This is a genomic window from Streptomyces sp. 3330, assembly GCF_031456635.1.
In the GTDB taxonomy this organism is placed as follows: domain Bacteria; phylum Actinomycetota; class Actinomycetes; order Streptomycetales; family Streptomycetaceae; genus Streptomyces.
In genome coordinates this window covers 14,823-39,596 of the sequence record NZ_JAVDVA010000026.1, presented here as the reverse complement: position 1 = coordinate 39,596, position 24,774 = coordinate 14,823, and the positions used below count along the sequence as shown (strand labels likewise).

Sequence of the window (24,774 nt, the reverse complement as noted above, 5' to 3'; positions counted from 1 at the left end):
CTGGGTGCTGGTCCTGGCCGCCGTGTTCGCGCTGCTCCAGCTCGCGAACGTGACCGGCCGGGACACCCCGGACAGCAAGAACTACCTGTCGTACGCGCTGAGTCTGCGCGGCGAGGGCAAGCGCGAGGCGGCGGCCGCGACCATCGCCTACGTCTGCGCGGGCGAGGCCTCGCGGGCGGCCCGCCGGCAGAGCGTGGACGTGCTCCGCTTCGACGCTCCCGACCCCGGCCGCCGGGTGGACGCCGAGTGCCGGAAGCGGGAGTGGCGCACCGTCGGGGCGAGGCTGCGGGCGGGGCAGACCGGCGGGCACACCGCGCCGTTCATGCCGGAGCGTTTCATGCGGATCTTCGAGGCGCGCCCCGGCTACCCGGTGTTCCTGCTGCCGTTCGTCACCTTGTTCGGCGTGACCTGGGGCGTGTGGCTGGCGGGTGTCGCGGTGACGGCGGCGGGCGGGGTGCTGGTGTTCCTGATCCTGCGGACCCGGCGCGCGCCGACGGCCGTCTGTCTGACCGGGCAGGCCCTCTACTACGTGCTGCCGTGCGGGACGACCGCCATGCGCCCGATGAGCGAGGGCCTGATGCTGGCGCTGACGCTGACGGCGGTGTGGGGGTGCGCGCTGGCGCTGGACGGCGCGGTACGGGCCGGGGCGTGGCTGGTGGGCGGTTCGCTGGCCGCGCTGTTCGCCGTCAAGCACTCGCAGGCGCTGTTCCTCGGGCTGGGTCTGGCGGGCGCGGGCGCGCTGATCGCCGTACGGCGCCGGCGGCGCGGCCGCCCGCCGGGGTCCGCAGTGGTCACGGTGGCCGTCGTGGGTGGTTCCGGGGTGCTGGGAACGCTGGTGCTGGCGAGGCTGCTGCACTGGCCGTCCGGGTCGGAGAGTCTCCAGGATCTGCTGACCGACCACTTCGCCCGGCCCGACCGCGCGGACGTGTGGCCGGAGTTCCTGCGGCTGCAGGGGAACTTCTGGGTGGAGTGGCTGCGCCGGCAGCTGTGGCAGCCGCTGTTCGCGGCCGCGCTCGCGGCCGGGGCTTGGGGGGTCGCGCGGGGGCGGCGGCGGGCGTTCGGCGTCTTCGTGCTCGGCGCGGCCGGCACCGGGGTCCTGACGCAGGCCGGACATCCGGACATCACCATCTGGGGCGACCGGCTGATCGTGCTGGCGTGGCTGCTGCCGGTGCTGGGTGTGCCGCTGCTGCTGGAGCCGGTGCTGCGGGGGCGGGTGGCCCTGCCGGCCCAAGAAGGCTCCGAACGGGCTCACTCCTTGAGGTGACTTCCGGCAAGGCCGTTGACCGGACGGGAAGGTATGGCCAATGCCCTTCTTTGCCCAGCCCGGACCCCGGTGCGGTGCGGTGTCGCGTTCCCGGCCCGGTTCCCCGTTCGACTCCCTCCCCGACGCGCCCCTCCCCGACGCGACCCTCCCCGGTGCGGCCCGGTCCGGTGCGGCCCGGTCCGGTGCGGTCGGCCACGGCGCGGCCCGGTCGGGTGCGGTCCGGTGAGCTCCGGTGTCCTGATCCGGCGGCCCGCGCTCGGGGTGACGGCGCTGCGCGGCGGGCGGGGGTGGCGGCCGACGCCGTACCAGGCCTTCGGTTTCCTGTTCTGGCTGCTGATGTCGCTGGCGTACTGGCGGGTGCCGCAGTGCTGCGACGCCGGCCAGCACGCGGCGGTCGTCGAGCGTCTGAAGGACCGTCTGCTGGACCCGCGGCACCCGATGGGCGATCTGCCGGGTGCGGGCAGCCCCTACTACTCGCCGTACGCGGTGGCGGAGGGCGCGTTCGCCCGGGTGAGCGGGCTGACGGGCTGGGCGGTGCTGCGGGTCGCCGGTCCGGTGAACCTGCTGGTGCTGCTGACCGGCATCGGCCGCTTCACGCGCGTGCTGACGCCGCGCCCGTGGGCGCCGGTGCTGGGTCTGGCGGCGATGACGCTGCTGTGGGGCACCGAGCGGGCCTGGTGGAGCGGCTATCTGGGCCTGATGTCGATGACCGGCAACCTCGGCTACCCGTCGACCTTCGCCATCGGGCTCACCTTCTGGGCGTGGGCCCTGGCGGGCACGCGCGCGCGTGACCCGCGCCGGGTGCGCTACGTGGGCCCCGGCGGACTGCGCGGCTACCCGGGGTACGCGGCCCTGGGCGTGCTGTACGGGGTGATCCTGCTGGTGCATCCGATCACGGCGGTCGCGGCGGTCTGCGGGGGCGCGGCCTTCGTCGTGGGGTGGCAGCGGGGATGGCGGGCCGCGGTGGCCGCCCGGTGGGCGGTGGCGGCGGCCGTGGCGCTGCTGGTGGCCGCGGCCTGGCCGTACTTCGACGTGTTCGGGCTGGCCGGGGACGGCAGTGTGGACGCGATGCACCGGCGGCTCTACGACGGGCTCGTGGGCCATTTCTGGCTGGCGCTGCTGGGGGTGCCGGCGCTCTGGGCGCGGGGCCGCCGCTCGGTGCGCGACCCGCTGGTGCTGATGTTCGTCCTGGAGTGCCTGGTGGTGGCGTACGGCTTCGTCAGCGGCCACTACACCTGCGGGCGGATCCTCGGGCTCACCCTGGTGCCGCTCCAGTTCGCCCTGGCCGTGGAGCTGGCGGCGCCCCGGCCCTGGCGGGTGGGTCGACGGGTGCTGGGCGTGGTCGCGGCGGGCGCGGCCTGCCTCGGCTTCCTCACGGTGCAGGCGGGGGCGGTCGTGCCGCGCGCGCTGGATCCGGTCGGCTTCGCGCCGCCGCCGCGCTGGCCCGCGTACGACTGGGCGGCGCGGCACATCAAACCCGGCGAGGTGGTGGTCACCGACGGGTACTACGCGGTCCACACGATCGCCGGGTACGGGCCGAACCTGGCCGCGCCGGCCTGGCCGGACGCGGCCCTGGACGAGCGGGAGCGGCTGCGGCGGCTCGCGGACGTGCGCACCTATCTCTCCCTCGGGTCGACCCGCGCCGAGCGGGTGGGGATCGCCCACCGCTACCGCATCCGCTGGCTGCTGCTGACGCGCCGGCACCCGGTGCCCGAGGAGGCCGTGGTGGTGGCGTGGAGCAGGCGGACGGGGGAGGTGCTGGCGCGGGTCGGGACCCGCTGAACCGCCCGGAGGCGGCCGGCGGCTACTCGATGACGAGGTCGACCTCGATGTTGCCGCGGGTGGCGTTGGAGTAGGGGCAGACCTGGTGGGCGGTCTCGACCAGCTTGCGGCCGGTCGCCTCGTCCAGGCCGTCGGGCAGTTCGACGCGCAGCGTCACCTTGAGGCCGAAGCCCTCGCCCTGCTTGCCTATGCCGACCTCGGCGGTCACGGCGGCGTCGGTGACGTCGACCTTCGCCTGGCGGCCGACGAGACCGAGGGCGCTGCCGAAGCAGGCCGCGTAACCGGCGGCGAAGAGCTGCTCGGGGTTGGTGCCCTGACCGTTGCCGCCCAGCTCCACCGGCGGGGCCAGCTGGAGGTCGATCTTGCCGTCGGAGGAGACGGTGCGACCGTCGCGGCCGTGGGTGGCGGTGGCGACTGCGGTGTAGAGCGCGTCCATGGATGAACCATCCCTCTCGGAAGTCGTGTCGGGGGGTGGCCGGCCCTCGCGCTGTTCGCGTCCGGACCGCCTCACGGAGATAAGTAGAGCACACAACTCAGTTGTGCACAATTAAATGGCTCACCAGAGCTACCCTGGAGCCATGACCGCGACGCCTCCACCCGCAGCGCAGCAGGACGCCGAGGAGAACTGGCTCCGCCTGGACAGCCAGATCTGCTTCTCCCTGCACGCCGCCTCGCGCGCCTTCAACGGCGTCTACCGCGTGATCCTCAAAGAACTCGGGCTGACCTACCCGCAGTACCTGGTGCTGCTGGTCCTGTGGGAACACGGGGAACTGCCCGTCAAGAAGCTCGGCGAACACCTCCGCCTCGACTCCGGCACGCTCTCGCCGCTGCTCAAGCGGCTGGAGGCGGCCGGCCTGGTGCGCAGGGAACGCAGCGCGCGCGACGAGCGCTCGGTGGAGATCCGGCTCACCGAGGAGGGCGCGGCCCTGCGCGGGCGGGCGCTGCAGGTGCCGCACCGGATCGTCGCGGCGACCGGCTTCGGCCTGGACGAGATCCAGGATCTGCGCGACCACCTCGACCAGCTCACCTCGGCCCTCGACGCGGCGGCCCTGGCGGAGGCGGCCCCGGCGGAGGAGCAGGAGCGCGGATGACGGACCGTTCGCGTCACGGGCGGGCAGTTCGGCACCGATGAGTTCCTGAGGTCTCGCCCGATCTGCGATCCGCGCGTGCCGAGACGCCGCCGTCTTCGCGCCCTCCCCGCCGTCCCCGCCGTCCCCGCCCTCGCGGCCCTGGCCCCGGCCCGGCCGGCCGCCCGCGCCGGGATGCCGTGGCTGCTCGCGCACGACGCCCCGCCCGTGCTCGCCGGACGCGTCGCGCGGGAGGTGCGGCACGGCTGCCACCACCCGAAAGCCGTACGGCCGCCGCCCGGTGACCCGCGGCCCCTCGTCACGGGGCAGGCAGCAGGACCGGGCGCTCCCCGGGCAGGGCCTCCTCGGCCGGCACGGCCCTCATGCCGTCCCGACCCCCGTCACGGCGTCCGCGCCGCTCACAGCGCCTTGATCGCCTCGGTGGTCGCACGGGCCAGCGCGCCCAGGTAGCCCTTGGGCAGCTTCGGGCTGCGGATCACCACCGACCGCCAGTAGAGGGGGCCCGAGATCAGATCGAGCGCCAGCTCCTCGTCCAGCCCCTCGCGGACCTCGCCGCGCCGCTCCGCCGCCGCCACGATCTTCAGCGCGACCTCGTCCTGCCCCTGCTTCAGCGCCTTCTGCAAGGCCTCGGCGATGTCCGGGTTGCGGGCCGCCTCGGCCTGGAGGTCGGGGATGATCTGCGAGGCCACCGGGTGCCGCAGGGCCCGCGAGCTCACCTCGTAGAGCATGCGCAGGTCGCCCTCCAGGCTGCCCGTCTCCGGGGCCGGCAGGCCCTGCACGGCTATCACCGAGACGATGTCGAGGACCAGGTGCAGCTTGGAGCGCCAGCGCCGGTACACCGCGGTCTTGCCCACCCCGGCACGCCGGGCGATGCCCTCGATGGACATCCGCGCATAGCCGACGGTCGCCAGCTCCTCGAACACGGCGGCCCGGATGGCCTCCGTCACATCCTCGCGGAGCACGGCCGCGCCCGCGGGGGCCCGGCGGCGCGGGCGCACCTGGGGTCCATCGGCGTTCGTCGCGTTCTGCGTCATACGGACCAGCATAGGGCGTGACGACGAAACGGTTGCGTTCCGACGACGAATCGGCCTACTCTCACGTTGCGACGATACGGTCCCGTCCCGACGTAAGAAAACGTAAAGAAAAGCGTAAGGAAAACGTCGGGCGGCCACGGAAACGCCGCCGCCCGCACCCCCCTTCCCCGAGCGAAAGCAGCGGATGTGAGTCAGGTCCTCCACACACCGCCCCAGACACAGGCCGCCCCCCACGGCGACCTCGCGGCTCTGGCCGCCCGTCACGGCCTCACGGTCAGCGGCGCCCGCCCGTCCCTGCCCGAGTACATCCGCCAGCTCTGGGCGCGCCGCCACTTCATCACCGCGTTCGCCACCGCCAAGCTCACCGCCCAGTACAGCCAGGCGAAGCTGGGCCAGGTGTGGCAGGTGATGACCCCGCTGCTGAACGCGGCGGTCTACTACTTCATCTTCGGCGTCCTGCTGGAGACCAAGAAGGGCGTCGCGGACTTCATCCCGTTCCTGGTCACGGGCGTGTTCGTCTGGACGTTCACGCAGAGCTCGATCATGGCGGGCACCCGGGCCATCGGCGGCAGCATCGGCCTGGTGCGGGCCCTGCACTTCCCCCGGGCCGCCCTGCCGATCTCGTTCTGCCTCCAGCAGCTCCAGCAGCTGCTGTTCTCGATGGCCGCCCTGCTGATCATCCTGTTCGCCGTGGGCGTGCCGCCGGCGCTGTCCTGGGTCCTCGTCCTCCCGGCCCTGACCCTCCAGTTCGTCTTCAACGCCGGCGTCTCGATGATCCTGGCCCGGCTCGGCGCGAACACCCCGGACATCTCCCAGCTGATGCCGTTCATCCTGCGCACCTGGATGTACATCTCGGGCGTGATGTGGAGCATCGACAACCTGCTCGAGAAGCACCAGGGCATGCCGGCCTGGATCGCCGACCTGCTGCGGGCCAACCCCGCCGCCGTCTACATCGACCTGATGCGCTTCGCGCTGATCGACAGCTTCCACGCGGACCAGCTGCCGCCCCACGTGTGGCTGGTCGCGACCGGCTGGGCACTGCTCGCCGGCGTCGGCGGCTTCATCTACTTCTGGAAGGCAGAGGAGACGTACGGCCGTGGCTGAGAACGCAACGCGCACCGCGCCCACCGCGCCCACCGAGCCCGTCGACGAGCGGGCCCCCACCGTCATCGCGGACGGCGTCGACATCGTCTACCGGGTCAACGGCACCGGCAGCGGCCGGGGCAGTGCGACGGCCGCCCTCAACCGCATCCTGCGCCCCCGCCAGGCCCAGAAGGCCGCCGGCATGCGCATGGTGCACGCCGTCAAGAACGTCAGTTTCGTCGCGTACAAGGGCGAGGCGATCGGCCTCATCGGCACCAACGGCTCCGGCAAGTCGACCCTGCTCAAGGGGATCGCGGGCCTCCAGCCGGTGGAGAACGGCAAGATCTACACCGACGGCCAGCCCTCCCTGCTCGGCGTCAACGCCGCCCTGATGGGCGATCTGACCGGCGAACGCAACGTCTACCTGGGCGGACTCGCCATGGGGATGACCCGCGAGCAGATCAAGGAGCGCTACCAGGAGATCGTCGACTTCTCCGGCATCAACGAGAAGGGCGACTTCATCTCCCTGCCGATGCGCACCTACTCCTCCGGCATGGGCTCCCGGCTGCGCTTCTCCATCGCCGCCGCCAAGGACCACGACGTCCTGCTCATCGACGAGGCGCTGTCGACCGGCGACGCCCGGTTCCAGGCACGTTCGGCGGAACGCATCCAGGAGATGCGCGCGCACGCCGGCACCGTCTTCCTCGTCAGCCACAGCAACGCCGCGATCCGCGACACCTGCGACCGGGTGCTGTGGCTGGAGCGCGGCGAACTGCGCATGGACGGCCCGACGGAGGAAGTCCTGGAGGCGTACGAGGCGTTCACCGGCGACAAGAAGAAGAAGCCCAAGGCCAAGCCCGCCTGACGGACCGGCAGACGAACAGGGGTGCCCCCGAGCCGTCGCGGCGCGGGGGCACCCCTGTCTCCCGGGCTCCGGTGTCCCCGGAGCCCTCGTGCCTCCAGGCTCCTACGAGTGCGTCCGCAGCAGCGTGCGCATCGTGCGCATGGCCACCGACAGGTTGGCCAGGTCGAACGTCTCCGAGCTCTGGATCTCCTCCAGCGTGGTGCGCGCCCGGCCCAGGATCGCCGCGTTCTTCTCGTCCCAGGCCTCGAACCGCTGCTCGGGCGTCGACGTGCCGTTGCCGACGGCCAGCACGTCCGCCGTCAGCGCCGCGTGGGCCGCGTACAGGTCCTCGCGGATGGAGGCGCGGGCCATGGACTGCCAGCGGTCGGCGCGCGGCAGCTCGATGATGCGGTCCATGAGCTGCGCGATGTGCAGACGGTCGGCGAGGTCGTAGTACACCTCGGCGACGTCCAGCGGGTCGCGCCCCATGCGGTCCGCCACCGAGACGATGTCCAGCGCCGGGAAGGCCGAGGAGAACCCGGCCACCCGGGTGGCCAGCTCGTCCGGGACCCCGGCGTCGGCCAGCTCGTCGTGGATCCGCTGCCACCACTCCAGGTCGGCGCCCCGCAGCAGCTTCGGCAGCTGCGACCACACCTGCTCGACGCGCTCGGCGAAGAAGTCGACGGTCTCGGCGAGCTGGAGCGGCTGCGGCCGGTTGTTCAGCAGCCAGCGCGTACCGCGCTCGACCAGCCGCCGCGAGTGCAGCCGGATACGGGTCTGGACGTCGGCCTCGACCTGGTTGTCGAGACCCTCCACCGCGTCCCACACCGGCGACGAGCGGAAGATCGCCCGCGCCGCGGTCTGGGCCCGCACGATCTCCTCCAGCGAGGCGCCGGTCTCCTCCCGCAGCCGGTGCAGATACGTCGTACCGCCCGTGTTGACCGTGTCGTTGACCAGGACCGTCGTGGTGATCTCGCGGCGCAGCGGGTGGCTGTCGATGCCCTCGGGGAACCGTTCGCGCAACGCCGTCGGGAAGTAGGCGTGCAGCAGGCCGCGCAGGTACAGGTCGTCCGGCAGCGAGGTGTCCAGCAGCTCGTCCGACACCGTGATCTTCGTGTAGGCCATCAGGACGGCCGTCTCCGGGCTGGTCAGGCCCTGGCCCGCGCCGAGACGCTCACGGATCTGCCGGTCGGTGGGCAGGAACTCCAGGGCCCGGTCCAGGTGCTTCTCCCTGACCAGATGACGCATGAAGCGCTGCTGGGCGTGGAGCATGTCCTTGGACTGCGCGAGGGCGTTGGCGATCGCCGTGTTCTGCGCGTAGTTGTTGCGCAGGACGAGAGCGCCGACCTCGTCGGTCATCTCCGCGAGCAGCTTGTTGCGCTGCTTGACGGTCATGTCCCCCTCGGCGACCAGACCGTTGAGCAGGATCTTGATGTTCACCTCGTGGTCGGAGGTGTCCACGCCCGCGCTGTTGTCGATGGCATCCGTGTTGATCTTGCCGCCGTGCAGCGCGAACTCGATCCGGCCGAGCTGGGTCAGGCCCAGGTTGCCGCCCTCGCCGACGACCTTGACGCGCAGGTCGGCGCCGTCCACCCGGATCGGATCGTTGGCCTTGTCGCCGACGTCGGCGTTCGACTCCGCGCCGGACTTCACGTACGTGCCGATGCCGCCGTTCCACAGCAGGTCCACCTGGGCCCGCAGGATCGCCTTCATCAGGTCGGCCGGGGTCAGCTTGGTGACGCCCGCCTCGATGCCCAGCGCCTCACGGATGTGGCCGTTGACCGGGATCGCCTTCGCCGTACGCGGGAAGACGCCGCCGCCGGCGGAGATCAGCTCGCCGTTGTAGTCGGCCCAGCTGGAGCGGGGCAGCTCGAACAGCCGGCGGCGCTCGGCGTACGAGGTCGCCGCGTCCGGGTTCGGGTCGATGAAGATGTGCCGGTGGTCGAAGGCGGCGACCAGCCGGATGTGCTCGCTGAGCAGCATGCCGTTGCCGAACACGTCACCCGACATGTCACCGATGCCGACGACCGTGAAGTCCTCGGCCTGCGTGTTCACGCCCAGCTCCCGGAAGTGCCGCTTCACGGACTCCCAGGCGCCGCGCGCGGTGATGCCCATGCCCTTGTGGTCGTAACCGGCCGAGCCGCCCGACGCGAAGGCGTCCCCGAGCCAGAAGTTGTACGACTCGGCGACCTGGTTGGCGATGTCGGAGAACGTCGCCGTGCCCTTGTCGGCGGCGACCACCAGATAGGTGTCGTCCTCGTCGTGCCGCACGACGTCGGCCGGCGGCACGACCTCCCCGCCGACCATGTTGTCCGTGATGTCGAGCAGCGCCGAGATGAACGTCTTGTAGCTGGAGATGCCCTCGGCCAGCCACGCGTCACGGTCCACCGCCGGGTCGGGCAGCTGCTTGGCGACGAAGCCGCCCTTCGCGCCGACCGGCACGATGACGGTGTTCTTCACCATCTGCGCCTTCACCAGGCCCAGCACCTCGGTGCGGAAGTCCTCGCGCCGGTCCGACCAGCGCAGACCACCGCGCGCGACCTTCCCGAACCGCAGGTGCACGCCCTCCACCTGCGGCGAGTACACCCAGATCTCGAACGCCGGCCGGGGCGCCGGCAGGTCCGGGATGGCCTGCGGGTCGAACTTCATGGAGACGTAGTCGTGCGGCTCGCCGCCCGCGCTCTCCTGGAAGAAGTTCGTCCGCAGGGTCGCCTTGATGACGGTGAGGAAGGACCGCAGGATCCGGTCCTCGTCGAGCGACGCCACCTGGTCCAGAGCGGCGTCCAGCTCCTCCAGCAGCGCGTCGACGATCTCGTGCCCGGCGCGCTGACGGTCCGGCGACATCCGCGCCTCGAACAGCGACACGAGCAGCCGGGTGGTGTGGACGTTGGTCCGGAGGGTGTCCTCCATGTAGTCCTGGCTGAACGTGGACCCGGCCTGGCGCAGGTACTTGGCGTACGCGCGCAGCACCATCGCCTGCCGCCAGTGCAGCCCGGCGCCCAGCACCAGCGCGTTGAACCCGTCGTTCTCCGCCTTGCCGGTCCAGGTCGCCGAGAACGCCTCCTGGAACCGCTCGCGCCCGTCGTCACCGAGGAAGTCCCCACCGGGACCGGCCAGCGACTTGGGGATGCGCAGACCGAAGTCGTAGATCCAGGCGTTGCTGCGGTCCGCGCAGCGCAATTCGTACGGCCGCTCGTCGATCACCTCGACGCCGAGCCGGTTCAGGACCGGCAGCACGGCCGACAGCGAGATCGCGTCGCCCTTGCGGTAGATCTTGAAGCGGCGCTCGCCGGGCGCGGCGCCCACCGGCTCGTACAGGCTGAGCGAGAAGTTCCGTTCCTCGGTGAGCCGCTCCAGGTGGCAGAGGTCGGCGACCGCGGCACGCGGGCTGTGGTCGGCCTTGTACCCCTCGGCGAAAGCGTTGTTGTAGCGCCGCAGCAGCTCGGCCGCCCGCTCCTCGCCGAGCTCGGCGGTGAGCGCCTCCTGGAACGCGTCGGCCCAGGAACGCGCCGCCTCGACCAGCCGCGCCTCGATGCGCTCCTTGTCGGCGTCGGACAGCTCCGGCAGCTCGGTGCCCTGCGGGACCCGCACGACGAAGTGCAGCCGGGACAGGATGGACTCGGTGTTCCAGGCGGTGAAGTCGACGTTCGTCCCGCCCAGCTCCTCCTTGAGGATGTCGATGATCCGCAGCCGCACACCCGTGGTGTACCGGTCGCGGGGCAGGTAGACGATCGCCGAGTAGTAGCGGCCGTACTCGTCCTGGCGCAGGTACAGCCGCAGCCGGCGGCGCTCCTGGAGGTAGAGGACGGACGTGACGATGGAGCGCAGTTCGTCCACCGGCGTCTGGAAGAGCTCGTCGCGCGGGTAGGTCTCCATGATCTGGAGCAGGTCGCGCCCGTCGTGGCTGTTGGGCGAGAACCCGGCGCCCTTCAGCACGGCCTCGACCTTGCGCCGCACGACCGGCACCCGGACCACGGACTCGGTGTAGGCGGCGGAGGAGAACAACCCGAGGAACCGGCGCTCCCCGACCACGTTCCCGTCCTGGTCGAACTTCTTCACGCCGACGTAGTCGAGGTAGGAGGGCCGGTGCACGGTGGCCCGGCTGTTCGCCTTGGTCAGCACCAGCAGCTTGTGCTCACGCGCCTTGGCGCGGGCGTCGGCGGGCAGCCGCTCGAAGGAGGGGCTGACGGGGTGGGCGTGGTGGCTGTCCGCGTCGGCGTGCTGCGGGTCGGAGCGCAGGATGCCGAGCCCGGTCCCGGGAACGGCGGCGAGGGAGTCGTCCCCGCGCAGCTGGTACTCGCGGTAGCCGAGGAACGTGAAGTGGTCGGCGGCCAGCCAGCGCAGCAGCTCACGGGCCTCCTCGACCTCGGGCCGCGCCAGATCGCCGGGGACGGGCTCCTCCTGGAGGTGATCGGCGACCCGCAGCGCGGTGTCCCGCATCTTCTCCCAGTCCTCGACGGCCTCCCGGACGTCGGACAGGACGCGCAGCAGGTCGGCGGTGATCTGCTTCAGGTCGGCCCGGTCGGTCTCACGGTCGATCTCGACGTGGATCCACGACTCGACGTGCCCGTCGTGCGGCAGGTCGGCGGCGACGGGCGGGGCGCTGAGCACCTCGATGAGCTTGCCGGTCACATCGCGCCGCACGACGACCTGCGGGTGGATGACGAGGTGGATCCCCCGCCCCTGCCGGGTCAGCTCGTTGGTGACGGAGTCGACGAGGAACGGCATGTCGTCGGTGACGACCTCGACGACCGAGTGGCTGCACGTCCAGCCGTTCTCCTCGACGGTCGGCGTGTGGACCCGTACGTTGGCCGTCCCCTGCGGCCGGTTCTCGGCCAGCCGGTAGTGCGAGAGCGCGGCTCCGAAGACGTCGACCGGGTCACGGCCGCTCAGGTCCTCCGGAGCGGTGTGCAGGTAGTAGCGCTGGAGGAACGCGAGGAGGGTGGCGTGGTCCGGGGTCCCCGGAGTGCCCTCGCTCGTCGTCCCAGTCGGTAGGTGCCCCCCGACCGGGCTGTTCTCAGCGACCCGCGCCGCCCTCTCGAGCAGCTCGGCCTTGGCTTCGTCCAGCTTGGTCTGCATTGTCCTCTGGCTCCTGTCGCGCGCCGTTGCGTGACGTAGAAGGAAGTACGGTCTCTTCCCCTGCGGCTCGACGCCACGGCCCGGGGTCTCCGGTCTGCTCCGACGCTATGCCGCAAGGTGAGATGAGCGGGGGGTTATCGGCCATTCTCGACACCACTCCCGGGTGTGACGCTGCTCTCCGCGTCGACCGCATCCGGGGGGTGCACGGCGTCCTGGGGGCCCTCTCGGCCCCGTCCCGCCCGCGCCGACCAGCGTCCGCCGCCCGGCTGCGGAGATGGTCCGCACACACCGGGCGCAGGGCAGGGGCGACGATGCCCCCGCAAGCTATCGCGCTGATCACGCCACCAAGGCTATCGCCCCTCCCGGGCCTCCCGTCATGAGCCGTATGTGTACAAAAGACAGCCCATAACTTTGCCGTTCTGCACAGAGGCGAATCGGGCCCGGGCGTGGGAAGGGGGCGGGCCTCTGAGGGGGTGGAAGGGGCGCAGTTCCTCGGACGGGACGGGTAGGGGCGCTGGGGGCGAGAAAAGTCGACGCCGGCCCCACCGCGCGGGACGCTGAAAGCGCCCCCCTCTTGGCAAGCCCACCCCCAAGAGGCACGTTGTCCCTGGCAACGCCCCGCCCGAGAGGAGCCGCCCACCATGACCGCGAAGATCCTCATCGTCACCGGCGACGCAGCGGAGTCCCTGGAAGTCCTCTACCCCTACCAGCGCCTCCGCGAGGAGGGCTACGAGGTCCATATCGCCGCCCCCACCCGCAAGAAGCTCCAGTTCGTCGTCCACGACTTCGAGCCCGGCTTCGACACCTACACCGAGAAGCCCGGCTACACCTGGCCCGCCGACCTCGCCTTCTCCGAGGTCGACCCCGGCCAGTACGCCGCCGTCGTCATCCCCGGCGGCCGGGCCCCCGAGTACCTCCGCAACGACCCCGAACTCCGCAAGATCCTCAAGTCGTTCTTCGACGCCGACAAACCGGTCGCCCAGATCTGCCACGGCCCCCTGCTCACCGCGGCCGCCGACGCCCTCCACGGCCGACGCGTCACGGCATACCCGGCGCTGGAGCTCGACATGCAGTCGGCCGGCGCCACCTTCCAGGACACCGAGGCAGTGGTCGACGGCACCCTGGTGTCCGCCCGCGCCTGGCCGGACCACCCGGCGTGGATGCGCGAGTTCCTGACGGTGCTGCGCGCCAAGGCACCGGTGACATGACCTGACCCCCGCCCCACCCGGCCCCCCGACCGCCGGACCCCGGAACGCCCGGCCCCCCGACCGCCGGACCCCGGAACGCCCGGCCCCCAGAACGCCGGGACCGGCGACGGCCGACCGGCCCCACCCCGCCCTCGGATCGGGTGCCGCGTCTCAGGGGTGCCGCGTCTCAGGGGTGCCGCGCCTCAGGGGTGCCGCACCTGTGCGGGGGCGGGTGGGGCACGGCCCGCGAGGCGGCACCCCTTGCCCCTCTACGCAGCCGCGGCCAACCGCCCCGCGACCTCCACCGCCTCCCCCAGCGTGTCCACCACCGGCACCCCGACCACCTCCAGGCTGGCCCGGCTGTGCGACCCGCCGGTGTACAGGACCGCCCGCGCGCCCACGTGCAACGCGGCCACCGCGTCGTCGGCGGCGTCCCCGATCACCACCGTGCGCGCCGCCTGCACCCCGGTCAGCGCCTGGAGGTGCCGCACCATGTGCTCGGCCTTGCTGCCCCCGGAGGGCCCGGTCCGCCCGTCGACCCGTACGAAGTGCGGCTCGATCCCGAACCCGCGCACCAGCGGCACGAGCTCGTCGTGCACGTACATGCTCAGCAGGGACTGGCTGTGCCCCGCCGACCGCCACCCCGTCAGCAGCTCCACCGCGCCCTCGGTGAGCCCGCACCGCACCCGGTGCTCGGCGTAGTACCGGTGGAAGACGTCGTCCATGACCTCCCACTCGGCATCCGTGGGCAGCCGTCCCATCAGCCGCTCGTAGAACTTCGGCACCGGCACGCAGTACAGCGCCCGGTACTGCTCCAGCGTGATCGGCTCCAGCCCCAGCTCGACGAATGCCGCGTTCGTCGCCCCGATGATCGCGTCGTTGTCGTGGAACAGCGTCCCGTTCCAGTCCCAGACGATATGCGCCGCTTTCTGCTTCCCCATACCTGCAAACGTACCCGCCGCCACCGACAATCAAGTGGCCGACCGAAGCGTCACGGGACACCGCCCGGCCAGGCCGAAGGCAAGCAGGCAGGCCAGGCAGGAAGAGCGGGCGGCAGCCGAACGGCCCGGCCGGCGGGCAAGCAGGCGCGCAGTCCGGCGGCAGCCGACAGCCGACCCGGACGAACGCAGCCATGGCGTGCGCGCCGAGCCACGGCGGCCTCAGTCGTCGGACCCCACCAGCGTCGGGATCTCCTGCCGGGCGAACCACAACAGCTCATGGTCCTCGGCCCCGTCGACGACGAACTGCGCGTCGTCGTCCCCGCCGTCCGCCGCCGCGAGCGCCTCCGCCGCCGCGGTCACGTCCGCCTCCGCGTCCCCGGCGTCGACGTGCACCGCGGCCGCCTTGGACAGCGGCACGGCGCCCGTCACCCGGACCTCGCCCAGCGCCGCCGGATCGAGCCCCCGGCTGGGGTCCGCGGCGGCCGCGCGGTCGGGTACGTCGACCGCGACCACGACCCGGCGGCGCGGGGCGCCCGGATCGGCCGCGAGCAGCCGCAGCGAGGCGAGCGCGGCCCTGCTGAGCGCCGCGTACTCCAGCTCCTCGATGTCGTCGGAGACGTACCACTCGCGCAGCGCGGGCGTGACGGCGTACGCGACGAGCGGCCCGGCCCCCAGCTCACCCGTCTTGTGCGCCTCGGCGAGGCCGGGGAGGGTCAGAGGGACGTAGACGCGCATGGCGGGCCGCTCTTTCGTGGTCGCGGGCTCGGACTCGACACCCCGGGCGGGTCACGTTTCCGCGCCTCCCCGAGGGCCTTCAGGATACGTGCGGCCGTCCCCTTTCGGGCCCCCGCCCGCACCCCTGCGACCGTCAACCCCGCGCCCTGCCCCTCACCCTCCCCGCCCCGGCAGCACCGGGCTTCCACCATCGCCCACCACCCCTGATAGGTGAACTTCCCGACCCCTCGAAGGGCACTCTCCGCTTTCTTGCCGTCACGCACCGCGACCGCGTACAAGATCCACAGCGGCAAGTTACCGACCGGTAGAGCCGAGCCCACCGAACGGGGACCCCATGAACAAGGTCATGACCAGGACGCAGCACCACCCCGGCACCCGCCCGCCCGGGCGCCGTGACACGCGCCGCCCGACGGGCGCCCCGCCCCGCACCCCGAACGCCGGCGCGCCCCGCACGGCGCCCGCCGGCGGCCGGCCGCCCGGTCCCCCCGGCACCGGCGCCCCGACCCGCACCCGCCCCGCCGACGGCCGCCCCACCGCCCCCCAGTCCCTGACCGACCACTCGGCCCCCCGCCCCGGGTCGGGCACCGGGAGCGGCGCCGGGGCCGGAGTCGGTCGCTCCGCCCAGGCGACCGGGGCCGGAACCGGAACCGGTACCGGAGTCGGCCCCGGTACCAGGACCGCCGTCTCCCCCGAGGACCCCACCGCCTCCCCGGGCGTCGGCGCCGTCCCCGTCCAGACCCCCCGCCGCCCCGTCTCCCCACCGCGCCCCACGGACCTCTTCGCCGACCGCCTCCTCGCGGTCCTGACCGGCCGGCGCCCCGTGCACTTCATGCTCCGGCACACCGTCGGCCATGCCTACGACGACCTGGCCCACCTCGCCGAACGCAGCCCGCTGCGCGACACCCGGGGCGCCCGTCCCGTCGTCCGGGACATCGGCTACTACGTCCCGCGCGCCGGAGCCATCGAGGCCTTCGCCCGCATCAGCGCGGGCGACCGCCTGCGGGCCATGGCCTTCCGCCTGGAACTCGGCGCCGACCGCCGCTGGCGCTGCACCGCCGTGGAACTCGACGGCACCCGCAGGCCCCGCCCCCAGGACGGCTGAGCCGCCCCGGCAGCGGACGGCGCCGCCGCACAGCGAAGGGCCGGGCCACCCGAAGGTGCCCCGGCCCTCAAGCCGCTACGAGGCCCACAGCCCCGTCACGCCGGGTGCGTCGCGTCGAAACGTCGCGCACATCGACGTCACGCCCCGCGTCGAACCCACCGACGTCACGTCGTCGAACCCACCGCCGTCACGTCGTCGAACCCACCGCCGTCACGTCGAGCGCCGAACGCATCCACGTCCACCGAGCGCCGAACGCCTCACGCCCCGGCAGACGGCAGAGCGCGCCGCCGGAGGCCCGCGCCCTGCCGCTCGTGCCGCGCCCTACTTCTTGCGGCGCCGCCCGGCCTTCGCCTGCTTGCGGCGCTCCGCGCGCGTGAGGCCATCGGCCTCGGAGCGCACCGGCTCGTCCTCGTCACTGTCGAAGTCACCCTCGATCGTGCCACCCTCGCCGTCCACCGTGGGAGCCGAGAAGTGCAGCTGCCGACGCTGCGGAGCGTCCAGCCCCTTCGCCCGGATCTCCGGACGCGAACCCCCCTGGGCCGGCACCACGTCCTGCTTCTCCATGTCGACCGGCGCGGCGTCCTCCACCGGGACCTCCTCGACCTGCTGTTCGACCTGGACCTCCAGGTTGAACAGGTAGCCGACGGACTCCTCCTTGATGCCGTCCATCATCGCGGAGAACATGTCGAAGCCCTCGCGCTGGTACTCGACCAGCGGGTCCTTCTGCGCCATCGCGCGCAGGCCGATGCCCTCCTGGAGGTAGTCCATCTCGTAGAGGTGCTCGCGCCACTTGCGGTCCAGGACCGACAGCACGACCCGCCGCTCCAGCTCACGCATGATCTCGGAGCCGAGCTGCGACTCCCGCGACTCGTACTGCTCGCGGATGTCGTCCTTGATGGACTCGGAGATGAACTCGGCGGTCAGACCGGCACGGTCACCGGCCGCCTCCTCCAGCTCCTCGACGGTGACCTTCACCGGGTAGAGCTGCTTGAACGCGCCCCACAGCCGGTCCAGGTCCCAGTCCTCCGGGAAGCCTTCGGCGGTCTCCGCGCCGACGTACGCGTCGATCGTGTCGTCCATGAAGTGGTGGATCTGCTCCTGGAGGTCCTCGCCCTCCAGGACGCGGCGCCGCTCACCGTAGATGACCTCACGCTGGCGGTTGAGCACCTCGTCGTACTTCAGGACGTTCTTACGCGTCTCGAAGTTCTGCTGCTCCACCTGCGACTGCGCGGACGCGATCGCGCGCGTGACCATCTTGTTCTCGATCGGCACGTCGTCCGGCACGTTCGCCATCGACATCACGCGCTCGACCATCTGGGCCTTGAACAGCCGCATCAGGTCGTCACCCAGCGACAGGTAGAAACGGGACTCGCCCGGGTCGCCCTGACGGCCGGAACGACCGCGCAGCTGGTTGTCGATACGACGCGACTCGTGCCGCTCGGTACCCAGCACGTAGAGGCCGCCCAGCTCCTTGACCTCGTTGAACTCGGCCTTGACCGCCTGCTCGGCCTTCTCCAGGGCGGCGGGCAGCGCGGCGGCCCACTCCTCGATGTGCTCCTCGGGGTCGAGACCGCGCTGGCGCAGCTCCGCCTCGGCGAGGTCGTCGGGGTTGCCGCCGAGCTTGATGTCGGTACCACGGCCGGCCATGTTGGTCGCGACCGTCACGGCGCCCTTGCGGCCCGCCTGGGCGACGATCGACGCCTCACGCTCGTGGTGCTTGGCGTTCAGCACCTCGTGCTGGACACCCCGCTTGGAGAGCTGCTGCGACAGGTACTCGGACTTCTCGACCGACGTCGTGCCGACGAGGATCGGCTGGCCCTTCTCGTGCTTCTCGGCGATGTCGTCGACGACCGCCTCGAACTTCGCGACCTCGGTGCGGTAGATCAGGTCGGACTGGTCCTTGCGGACCATCGGCCGGTTCGTCGGGATCGGGACCACGCCGAGCTTGTAGATCTGGTGGAACTCGGCGGCCTCGGTCATCGCCGTACCGGTCATGCCGCAGAGGCCGGGCTGCTCCTTGCCGTTGTGGTCGTGACGCTTGTACAGGCGGAAGAAGTTCTGAAGGGTGATCGTGGCGAGCGTCTGGTTCTCGTCCTTGATGTCCACCCCTTCCTTCGCCTCGATCGCCTGGTGCATTCCCTCGTTGTAACGGCGGCCGGCGAGGATACGACCCGTGTGCTCGTCGACGATCATGACTTCGCCGTCCATGACGACGTAGTCCTTGTCCTTCTTGAAGAGCTCCTTCGCCTTGATGGCGTTGTTCAGGTAGCCCACCAGAGGGGTGTTCACCGACTCGTAGAGGTTGTCGATGCCCAGCCAGTCCTCGACCTTGCTGACACCGGCCTCGTGAATGGCGACCGTGCGCTTCTTCTCGTCGACCTCGTAGTCGCCGGTCTCCTCGATGCCCTTGAGCGGGTTGCCCGCCTCGCCCTTCTTCAGGCGCGTCACCAGCTTGGCGAAGTCGCCGTACCACTTGGTGGCCTGGTCCGCCGGACCCGAGATGATCAGCGGCGTACGCGCCTCGTCGACCAGGATGGAGTCGACCTCGTCGACGATGGCGAAGTTGTGGCCGCGCTGGACCAGCTCGTCCTGCGCCCACGCCATGTTGTCGCGCAGGTAGTCGAAGCCGAACTCGTTGTTCGTGCCGTAGGTGATGTCGCACGCGTACATCTCGCGGCGCTGCGCCGGCGTCATGTTGGCGAGGATGCAGCCGACTTCCAGGCCAAGGAACTTGTGGACGCGCCCCATCATCTCGGAGTCGCGCTCGGCCAGATAGTCGTTGACCGTGATCAGGTGGACGCCCTTGCCGGAGATCGCGTTCAGATACGCGGGCAGCGTGCCGACGAGCGTCTTGCCCTCACCGGTCTTCATCTCGGCCACATAGCCGAGGTGCAGGGCGGCGCCACCCATGATCTGCACGTCGTAGTGGCGCTGACCGAGTACGCGCTTGGCGGCCTCGCGCACGGTGGCGAACGCCTCGGGCAGCAGGTCGTCCAAGCTCTCACCGTCGGCGTACCGCTGCTTGTACTCATCGGTGAGGGCCCGCAGCTCGGCGTCGGAGAGGTCGACGAAGTCCTCTTCGATGGAGTTGACCTGGTCCGCGATGCGGTGCAGCTTGCGCAGGATCTTGCCTTCGCCTGCACGCATGATCTTCGAGAGGACGGACACGGGGGTTGGTCTCCTTGCCGGTCGGGCCTGGGACGGTCGGTTTCAGTGGACTAACTGAGCAACGGCCATCGTATGCGAGGACCCCGCCGCCCCGGGAGACCTGCCGCGACGAGGACCACACACTGCTGCGCACCTGCTCCAAAATCTTCTTCACAGGGGACAACGGCCGGGCCCCGCCGATGGTGCCGCGTCCGCCGCACGAATTGCGCGAATTGTGATCACGCGCTCACACACCGCAAAAAGATGGCGCGCGCCGGGACACCCCGCGCAGAATCGGCCGATGGAGCCCGAGCCCGTCACCCTCACCGCCCCCCGCCTCGTCCTGCGCCCCCTCGACCCGCGGGACACCGACGCCGTCTACACGGCCGCGCAGGACCCCGACATCCAGCGCTGGACCACGATCCCCTCCCCCTACCTCCCGGAGCACGCCCGAAGCTTCACCGAGACGCTCGCCCCGGAGGGATGGGAGAGCGGCTCCATGTTCACCTTCGGCGTCTTCCTCCCCGACGGAGCCCTCACCGGCGTCCTCAGCCTCACCATGCGCTCCCCCGGCACGGCCGAGGTCGGCTTCTGGGCGGCCAAGGAACACCGCGGCCACGGCTACATCACCGAGGCCACCCTCACCGCGGCCCGCTGGGCCTTCACCACCCTCCCCGTCGACCGTGTCGAATGGCGCGCCGAGATCGGCAACACCGCCTCCCGCACGGTCGCCGAGAACGCCGGCTTCACCCTGGAAGGCACCCTCCGCTCGGCCATCGCCAACAAGGGCGTCCGACGCGACTGCTGGCTGGCCTCCCTCCTCCCGTCCGACCTGGGACTCCCCTCGACGGCCCCGTACCTCCCGGCCCCGTCCGGTCCCTCCAGCCCGTCCGACACATGAGGCAGGCACAGAGGCAGGCGCGGCGCGAATCCGGCCCGGGACCACCCGCAGCCCGGCCGAATCCCCAGCTCACACCGCACTGTCAGTCCCACCCCCTATCGTGCGAGCCATGACGACCCCGCGCCCCGACACCACCCTCTCGGCAGACGAAGCCCGCCGCATCGCCCTGCGCGCGCAGGGCTTCCTCGGCACACCCGACCGCAGGGCCGGAGTCCGCGGCGTCCTCCGTCATCTCGGCGCGGTCCAGCTCGACACCATCTCGGTCCTGGCCCGCTCCCACGAACTGATCCCCTACGCCCGCCTCGGCGCGGTGGGCCGCAGGACGATCGAGGACGCGTACTGGAAGCCGGAGTCCGCGGGCACGCCCGCCGCCCGTCCGCACGCCTTCGAGTACTGGTCCCACGCCGCCTGCATCCTCCCCATCGAGGAATGGCCGCACTTCGCCTTCCGCCGCCGCGCCTACCGGGCCCGCCCGCACTGGAACCACGCCCTGCCGGACGGCACGTACGACCAGGTCATCAAGCAGCTCCGCACGGAAGGCCCGCTCACGGCCACGGAGTTGGGCGGGGCGAAGAAGACCAGCGAGTGGTGGGACTGGTCCGGCACCAAGGTCGCCGTGGAACGCGCGCTGATGTACGGCGAGGTGGTCTGCGTGGAGCGCCGCGGCTGGAAGCGCGTGTACGACCTCGCCGAACGCGCGGTCCCCGCCGACCTGCTGCACGACGAGCTGGACGACACCGAGTGCCTGCGCCGCCTGGTCCGCCTGGCCGGCCAGTCGCTCGGCGTGGGCACGCGCGCGGACATCGCCGACTACCACCGTCTCAGGGGCGAGCAGGTCGACACCGTGATCGCCGACTCGGGCCTGGTCCCGGTCACGGTCGAAGGCTGGGGCAAGCCCGCCTGGGCCGACCCGGCGGCTCTGGAGACATCTCCGCGCGGCCGTCACCGCACGACGCTGCTGTCCCCCTTCGACTCCCTGATCTGGGAGCGGGCGCGCACCGAGCGGATCTTCGGCTTCACCCACCGCCTGGAGGCCTACGTCCCCAAGCCGAAGCGGATCCACGGCTACTTCGCGATGCCGGTCCTGGCCGGCGGCCGGCTCGTCGGCCGCGTGGACCCCGCCCGCGAGGGCCGCACGCTGATCGCCAGACAGGTCACCCTGGACGGCGCGAAGGCGGTCCCGGCGGTGGCCCAGGCCCTGCTCGAGGCGGCAAGCTGGGTGGACTGCACGGACGTACGCGTGGAACGCGTCGACGCCCCGGAGCTGCGCGAGGCCCTCGTCACGGAACTCACCCGCGCACTGGCCTGACCCGGGCGAGCCGCACCGAGCCGAAGCCGCGTCAGGCCGGAACCGACCCGCACCAGGGTCCCGGCTCCGGCTCCGGCTCCGCGGAAAGGGTCACAGGCCGATGGCTGACCGGGCTCACCGGTCCCACCAGCTGACCGGTTCCACGGCTCATCGGGGGACCGGCCCCGACGGCTCACCGGATCTCGAGGATCTTCTCCCGCATCGCGTACACGACCGCCTCCATCCTGGAGTGCAGCTGCAGCTTCTCCAGGATGTTGCGCACATGGTTCTTCACGGTGTTCTCGGAGATGAACAACTCCTTGGCGATGTCACGGTTGTTCATCCCCGTGGCGACCAGCTTGAGCACCTCCAGCTCCCGGTCCGTCAGCCGCGGCGCGGGGACGAGACGACGCTCGTCGGTCCGCTGGATCATCGACTTGAACTCGGTCAGCAGCTTCGACGCCATGGAGGGGCTGATCTGTGACTGCCCGTCGGCGACCGCGCGGATCGCGGTGGCGACCTCGTCCGTGGAGATCTCCTTGAGGAGATAACCGGTCGCGCCCGCCTTGATCGCCTCGTAGAGGTCGGCCTCCTCGTCGCTGATCGTGAGCATGATGATCTTCGCGCTGGGGGCCACCTCCTTGATGGAGGTGCACGCCTCGATACCGCCGCGCTTGGGCATCCGCACGTCCATCAGCACGATGTCCGGCAGCAGGTCGGCCGCCTTGTCCACGGCCTCGGCGCCGTCCCCCGCCTCGCCGACGACCTGGATGTCCTCCTCGGCCGCCAGCACGATCTCCAGTCCGCGGCGGAACAGGGCGTGGTCGTCCACGACCAGGACTCTGATCGGCTCCTTGCGTGAGGTGCCGCCGTCCGGGCCCATGCCGACGACGCCGTCGTCGGCATCGTCGTCCCGCATCGGTCCGAAGCTGTCCGCCATCGTTCCTCCCCCTGAAGGCTGTGGCCGTGGTCCTGTGCCGTCGCCAACCCAAGGCAGCGGCCCACCGGTTGAGCCGCCTGGCCATGATTCCATGCCCGGACGACAACGCGGTGACAGAGCGGTGCCCGAAGGGGTCGCACACGGGTGCCCCTGGGGGCGCACACAGCGCTCCAGGGGCACACCGCTCAGCTGTCACCGGGCAGCGTCAGCCGCCCAACGCGCCGCCCGCCTCGGGCGAGTGGGCCTGGGCCACCATCGGGTCGGTGTCGAGGTAGATCACGCCGTAGTCGTAGGCGTGGCGCCGGTAGACGACACTGGGCTGCTTGGTCTCGGAGTCGACGAACAGATAGAAGTCGTGTCCGACCAGTTCCATCTCGTAGAGGGCCTGGTCGAGGGTCATCGGAGCGGCGACGTGGGTCTTCTCGCGCACCACGAGGGGGCCGTCGCCCTGCACCTCCAGCGAGCCGATCCGCTTCGTCGGCACGCTGTCCGATTCGTCGGCGGGGACGGGACGGCCGTTGCCGTTGAGCGTCGCCACACCGGGGACGTAGTCGGAAACCTCCGCCGCGGAGATCCTGCGCGCACCGCGGCGCGTGTAACGCTTGTCGTGCTGCTTGCGCAGCTGGGCATCCAGCTTCTCCGCCGCCAGGTCGAGTGCCGCGTACGGGTCACTGGCCGCCGCCTCCGCCCGGATCACAGGGCCGCGGGACCGGAGTGTGATCTCCACTCGGTCGCACCGGTCGGCCTGTCGCGGGTTGGGCTCCTTGGACACCTCCACGTCGAGGCTGATCACCTTGCCGTCGAGCTTCTGGATCTTCTCCAGGTTCAGCTTGTCGGCCACGTGCTTGCGGAACCGCTCGGGCACCTCGGTCTTGCGGCCCTTGACGACGATGTCCACGCAGAACTCCGTTCCCGGATCGCTCCGCCTCGATGCGGAGCGTCTCCCTTTTGCACCAGGTCCCGGTGAGCACCGGAACCTCGGACTCGGTGACTTCCACCTCCTCCTCCCCCATGGGCGAGATCTACACCCCAGGTGCCGCGGAAGATTTCGAAAACCGCAGCACGGCATTCGGATATGAGAGGTGTGGCCTGCGGCTTTCCCTCACAACCGAACATATCTCGCCCGGACGGATGTCGTCACCCTCTACTGCGGCGTACCTCCGTTCAGGCGAATTGGCCCTCTCATTACCTGCAACGACGCAACTTCCCGCTCAGTTCCGGTTTATTTCCAAAGAGTCCGGCGACGCGGCGACCACGGCCGCGCAGAGGACGTACCCGGCGCCGCCCGCGTCGTCCGACGGTCCCACCGGCACCTCACCCACACCTGCCTCCTCCACTCCGGACAGCCTCTTACTGTCTTCCCGAGTGATACCCACGTACCCGGCCGTCGCCCCTTCACCACACAACGCACCCCTCGCTTCCTCCCCATACCGACCACTCTCCCCCTGTCCCGCACACTCCGCCGCCGCAGCCGCCCGCACCGCATCGGTCGCCCGCACCATCTGGACCGCAGGCACCACGTGAACCGCGCGCACCACCTCCACGACGCGCACCGCCTGAACCGCGCGCACCGCCCTCGCGGCCTCCGCCAGCGAGGCACCCGTCGTGATCACGTCGTCCACGAGCACCACCGGGCCACCGCACAGCACCCGCGCGCCCCCGGGCACCACCGTCAGCGCGCCCACCAGGTTGTCCAGCCGCTGCCGGAAGTCCAGCCCCGCCTGGTCGGCCACGGCCCGCCGCTGCCGCAACACCGCGGCGACCCGCGCCGGCACCCCGGCCCGCCGCAACTCACCGGCCGCCGCCAACGCGATCCGCCGAGCCGGGTCATGTCCACGTGCCCGCACCGCGGCGCGGGCGGAGGGGACGGGGACCAGCAGCAGATCTCCGGGGGGTTGGGGGCCCTCCCCCTCCCCCCACCCCACCTCCCCCAGCCCCGCCCGCACAGCCCCCGCCAGCGCCGCGCCCAGCGGTCGCGCCAGTGCCAGCGCGCCGCGTTCCTTGTGGGCCAGCAGCGTCGCGCGCACCTCGTCCGCGTACCGGGCCGCCGCGTGCACGGCGGGCAGCCCCGGCGGCTCCGGCACCGGACGGACCCGGAACGGCGCGGCCCCGCCCAGCGCCGCACGGCACCTTGGGCAGAGCACCGTGCGCGCCCTTCCGCAGCCCCCGCACTCGGCGGGCAGCACCAGGCCGGCGAGTTCCTGCCACCATCCGCGAACGCCTTCCACGTGCACTACTGTGCCGACGCCGGAAGGCGGCCGCCACCCCTGTGGAAAACACCCCGGAGCGGCCTGTGGAAAACTTTCGGGAAGTCGACCCGAAGGCATCTGCAGCGACCGGAACACCAAAAGGCTCAGAC

Annotated in this window: 18 protein-coding genes; 9 read left to right on the top strand and 9 right to left on the bottom strand. The window is 71.4% G+C overall.

All coding sequences use genetic code 11. The annotated features are described in order from the left end of the window. Positions 1-4: 4 nt before the first annotated feature. Positions 5-1,264 (top strand): hypothetical protein, encoded by a 1,260-nt coding sequence (locus J2X68_RS32885; RefSeq protein WP_310436287.1) that lies wholly within the window; start codon positions 5-7, stop codon positions 1,262-1,264. Positions 1,265-1,486: 222 nt separating this feature from the next. Next, a complete protein-coding gene (locus J2X68_RS32880; RefSeq protein WP_310436254.1) occupies positions 1,487-3,046 on the top strand; it encodes a hypothetical protein in 1,560 nt (519 codons plus the stop codon). Between the two features lie 22 nt (positions 3,047-3,068). Here J2X68_RS32880 and J2X68_RS32875 read toward each other — a convergent pair whose 3' ends face one another. Beyond that, positions 3,069-3,482, bottom strand: a complete 414-nt coding sequence (locus J2X68_RS32875) for an organic hydroperoxide resistance protein (protein WP_310436253.1) — start codon at positions 3,480-3,482, stop codon at positions 3,069-3,071. A 142-nt stretch (positions 3,483-3,624) separates the two neighbouring features. Here J2X68_RS32875 and J2X68_RS32870 point away from each other — a divergent pair, with 142 nt between their 5' ends. Next, positions 3,625-4,137, top strand: a complete 513-nt coding sequence (locus J2X68_RS32870) for a MarR family transcriptional regulator (RefSeq protein ID WP_310436252.1) — start codon at positions 3,625-3,627, stop codon at positions 4,135-4,137. Positions 4,138-4,532: 395 nt separating this feature from the next. On the opposite strand, the gene J2X68_RS32865 is transcribed toward J2X68_RS32870, so the two are convergent. Then, positions 4,533-5,180 carry a TetR/AcrR family transcriptional regulator gene (locus J2X68_RS32865; RefSeq protein WP_310436251.1) on the bottom strand — a complete coding sequence of 216 codons (648 nt, stop codon included), beginning with the start codon at positions 5,178-5,180 and terminating at the stop codon, positions 4,533-4,535. 174 nt (positions 5,181-5,354) lie between these two features. Between J2X68_RS32865 and J2X68_RS32860 the strand changes: the two genes are divergently transcribed. Together J2X68_RS32860 and J2X68_RS32855 are read left to right on the top strand one after the other, a co-directional pair. Continuing rightward, positions 5,355-6,272, top strand: coding sequence for an ABC transporter permease (locus J2X68_RS32860; protein WP_310436250.1), 918 nt, complete (start codon positions 5,355-5,357; stop codon positions 6,270-6,272). Beyond that, on the top strand, positions 6,265-7,116 hold the full coding sequence (locus J2X68_RS32855) for an ABC transporter ATP-binding protein (protein ID WP_310436249.1): 852 nt from the start codon (positions 6,265-6,267) through the stop codon (positions 7,114-7,116). The genes J2X68_RS32860 and J2X68_RS32855 overlap by 8 nt, the downstream gene beginning before the upstream one ends. Before the next feature lie 102 nt (positions 7,117-7,218). Here J2X68_RS32855 and J2X68_RS32850 read toward each other — a convergent pair whose 3' ends face one another. Further along, positions 7,219-12,174: an NAD-glutamate dehydrogenase gene (locus J2X68_RS32850; RefSeq protein ID WP_310436248.1), complete on the bottom strand. Its 4,956-nt coding sequence runs from the start codon at positions 12,172-12,174 to the stop codon at positions 7,219-7,221. Between the two features lie 641 nt (positions 12,175-12,815). Between J2X68_RS32850 and J2X68_RS32845 the strand changes: the two genes are divergently transcribed. Continuing rightward, on the top strand, positions 12,816-13,382 hold the full coding sequence (locus tag J2X68_RS32845; protein WP_310436247.1) for a DJ-1/PfpI family protein: 567 nt from the start codon (positions 12,816-12,818) through the stop codon (positions 13,380-13,382). A 248-nt stretch (positions 13,383-13,630) separates the two neighbouring features. On the opposite strand, the gene J2X68_RS32840 is transcribed toward J2X68_RS32845, so the two are convergent. Then, a complete protein-coding gene (locus J2X68_RS32840) occupies positions 13,631-14,302 on the bottom strand; it encodes an HAD family hydrolase (RefSeq protein ID WP_310436246.1) in 672 nt (223 codons plus the stop codon). Positions 14,303-14,521: 219 nt separating this feature from the next. Then, positions 14,522-15,037 (bottom strand): DUF6912 family protein, encoded by a 516-nt coding sequence (locus tag J2X68_RS32835; protein WP_310436245.1) that lies wholly within the window; start codon positions 15,035-15,037, stop codon positions 14,522-14,524. A gap of 334 nt (positions 15,038-15,371) precedes the next feature. On the opposite strand from J2X68_RS32835, the gene J2X68_RS32830 reads away from it, so the two are divergent. Continuing rightward, positions 15,372-16,139, top strand: coding sequence for an Rv3235 family protein (locus J2X68_RS32830; protein ID WP_310436244.1), 768 nt, complete (start codon positions 15,372-15,374; stop codon positions 16,137-16,139). A 321-nt stretch (positions 16,140-16,460) separates the two neighbouring features. On the opposite strand, the gene secA is transcribed toward J2X68_RS32830, so the two are convergent. Beyond that, positions 16,461-19,307 carry a preprotein translocase subunit SecA gene (gene secA / locus J2X68_RS32825; RefSeq protein WP_310436243.1) on the bottom strand — a complete coding sequence of 949 codons (2,847 nt, stop codon included), beginning with the start codon at positions 19,305-19,307 and terminating at the stop codon, positions 16,461-16,463. Positions 19,308-19,587: 280 nt separating this feature from the next. On the opposite strand from secA, the gene J2X68_RS32820 reads away from it, so the two are divergent. Beyond that, on the top strand, positions 19,588-20,187 hold the full coding sequence (locus J2X68_RS32820) for a GNAT family N-acetyltransferase (RefSeq protein WP_310436242.1): 600 nt from the start codon (positions 19,588-19,590) through the stop codon (positions 20,185-20,187). Positions 20,188-20,296: 109 nt separating this feature from the next. Then, a complete protein-coding gene (locus J2X68_RS32815) occupies positions 20,297-21,496 on the top strand; it encodes a DNA glycosylase AlkZ-like family protein (RefSeq protein ID WP_310436241.1) in 1,200 nt (399 codons plus the stop codon). Between the two features lie 172 nt (positions 21,497-21,668). Here J2X68_RS32815 and J2X68_RS32810 read toward each other — a convergent pair whose 3' ends face one another. The 3 genes from J2X68_RS32810 to J2X68_RS32800 form a co-directional block, all read right to left on the bottom strand. Continuing rightward, complete coding sequence (locus J2X68_RS32810; RefSeq protein ID WP_020133042.1) at positions 21,669-22,415, bottom strand: response regulator transcription factor; 747 nt, start codon at positions 22,413-22,415, stop codon at positions 21,669-21,671. A gap of 205 nt (positions 22,416-22,620) precedes the next feature. Next, positions 22,621-23,313: a ribosome hibernation-promoting factor, HPF/YfiA family gene (gene hpf / locus J2X68_RS32805; protein WP_054240279.1), complete on the bottom strand. Its 693-nt coding sequence runs from the start codon at positions 23,311-23,313 to the stop codon at positions 22,621-22,623. Positions 23,314-23,626: 313 nt separating this feature from the next. Next, on the bottom strand, positions 23,627-24,643 hold the full coding sequence (locus J2X68_RS32800) for a ComF family protein (RefSeq protein WP_310436240.1): 1,017 nt from the start codon (positions 24,641-24,643) through the stop codon (positions 23,627-23,629). Positions 24,644-24,774 lie beyond the last annotated feature (131 nt).

Coding starts and splice junctions, on each gene's coding strand:
- J2X68_RS32875 (WP_310436253.1), bottom strand. CDS start 3,482: ATGGACGCGCTCTACACCGCAGTCGCCACCGCCACCCACGGCCGCGAC.
- J2X68_RS32870 (WP_310436252.1), top strand. CDS start 3,625: ATGACCGCGACGCCTCCACCCGCAGCGCAGCAGGACGCCGAGGAGAAC.
- J2X68_RS32865 (WP_310436251.1), bottom strand. CDS start 5,180: ATGCTGGTCCGTATGACGCAGAACGCGACGAACGCCGATGGACCCCAG.
- J2X68_RS32850 (WP_310436248.1), bottom strand. CDS start 12,174: ATGCAGACCAAGCTGGACGAAGCCAAGGCCGAGCTGCTCGAGAGGGCG.
- J2X68_RS32845 (WP_310436247.1), top strand. CDS start 12,816: ATGACCGCGAAGATCCTCATCGTCACCGGCGACGCAGCGGAGTCCCTG.
- J2X68_RS32840 (WP_310436246.1), bottom strand. CDS start 14,302: ATGGGGAAGCAGAAAGCGGCGCATATCGTCTGGGACTGGAACGGGACG.
- J2X68_RS32835 (WP_310436245.1), bottom strand. CDS start 15,037: ATGCGCGTCTACGTCCCTCTGACCCTCCCCGGCCTCGCCGAGGCGCAC.
- J2X68_RS32830 (WP_310436244.1), top strand. CDS start 15,372: ATGAACAAGGTCATGACCAGGACGCAGCACCACCCCGGCACCCGCCCG.
- J2X68_RS32820 (WP_310436242.1), top strand. CDS start 19,588: ATGGAGCCCGAGCCCGTCACCCTCACCGCCCCCCGCCTCGTCCTGCGC.
- J2X68_RS32815 (WP_310436241.1), top strand. CDS start 20,297: ATGACGACCCCGCGCCCCGACACCACCCTCTCGGCAGACGAAGCCCGC.
- J2X68_RS32810 (WP_020133042.1), bottom strand. CDS start 22,415: ATGGCGGACAGCTTCGGACCGATGCGGGACGACGATGCCGACGACGGC.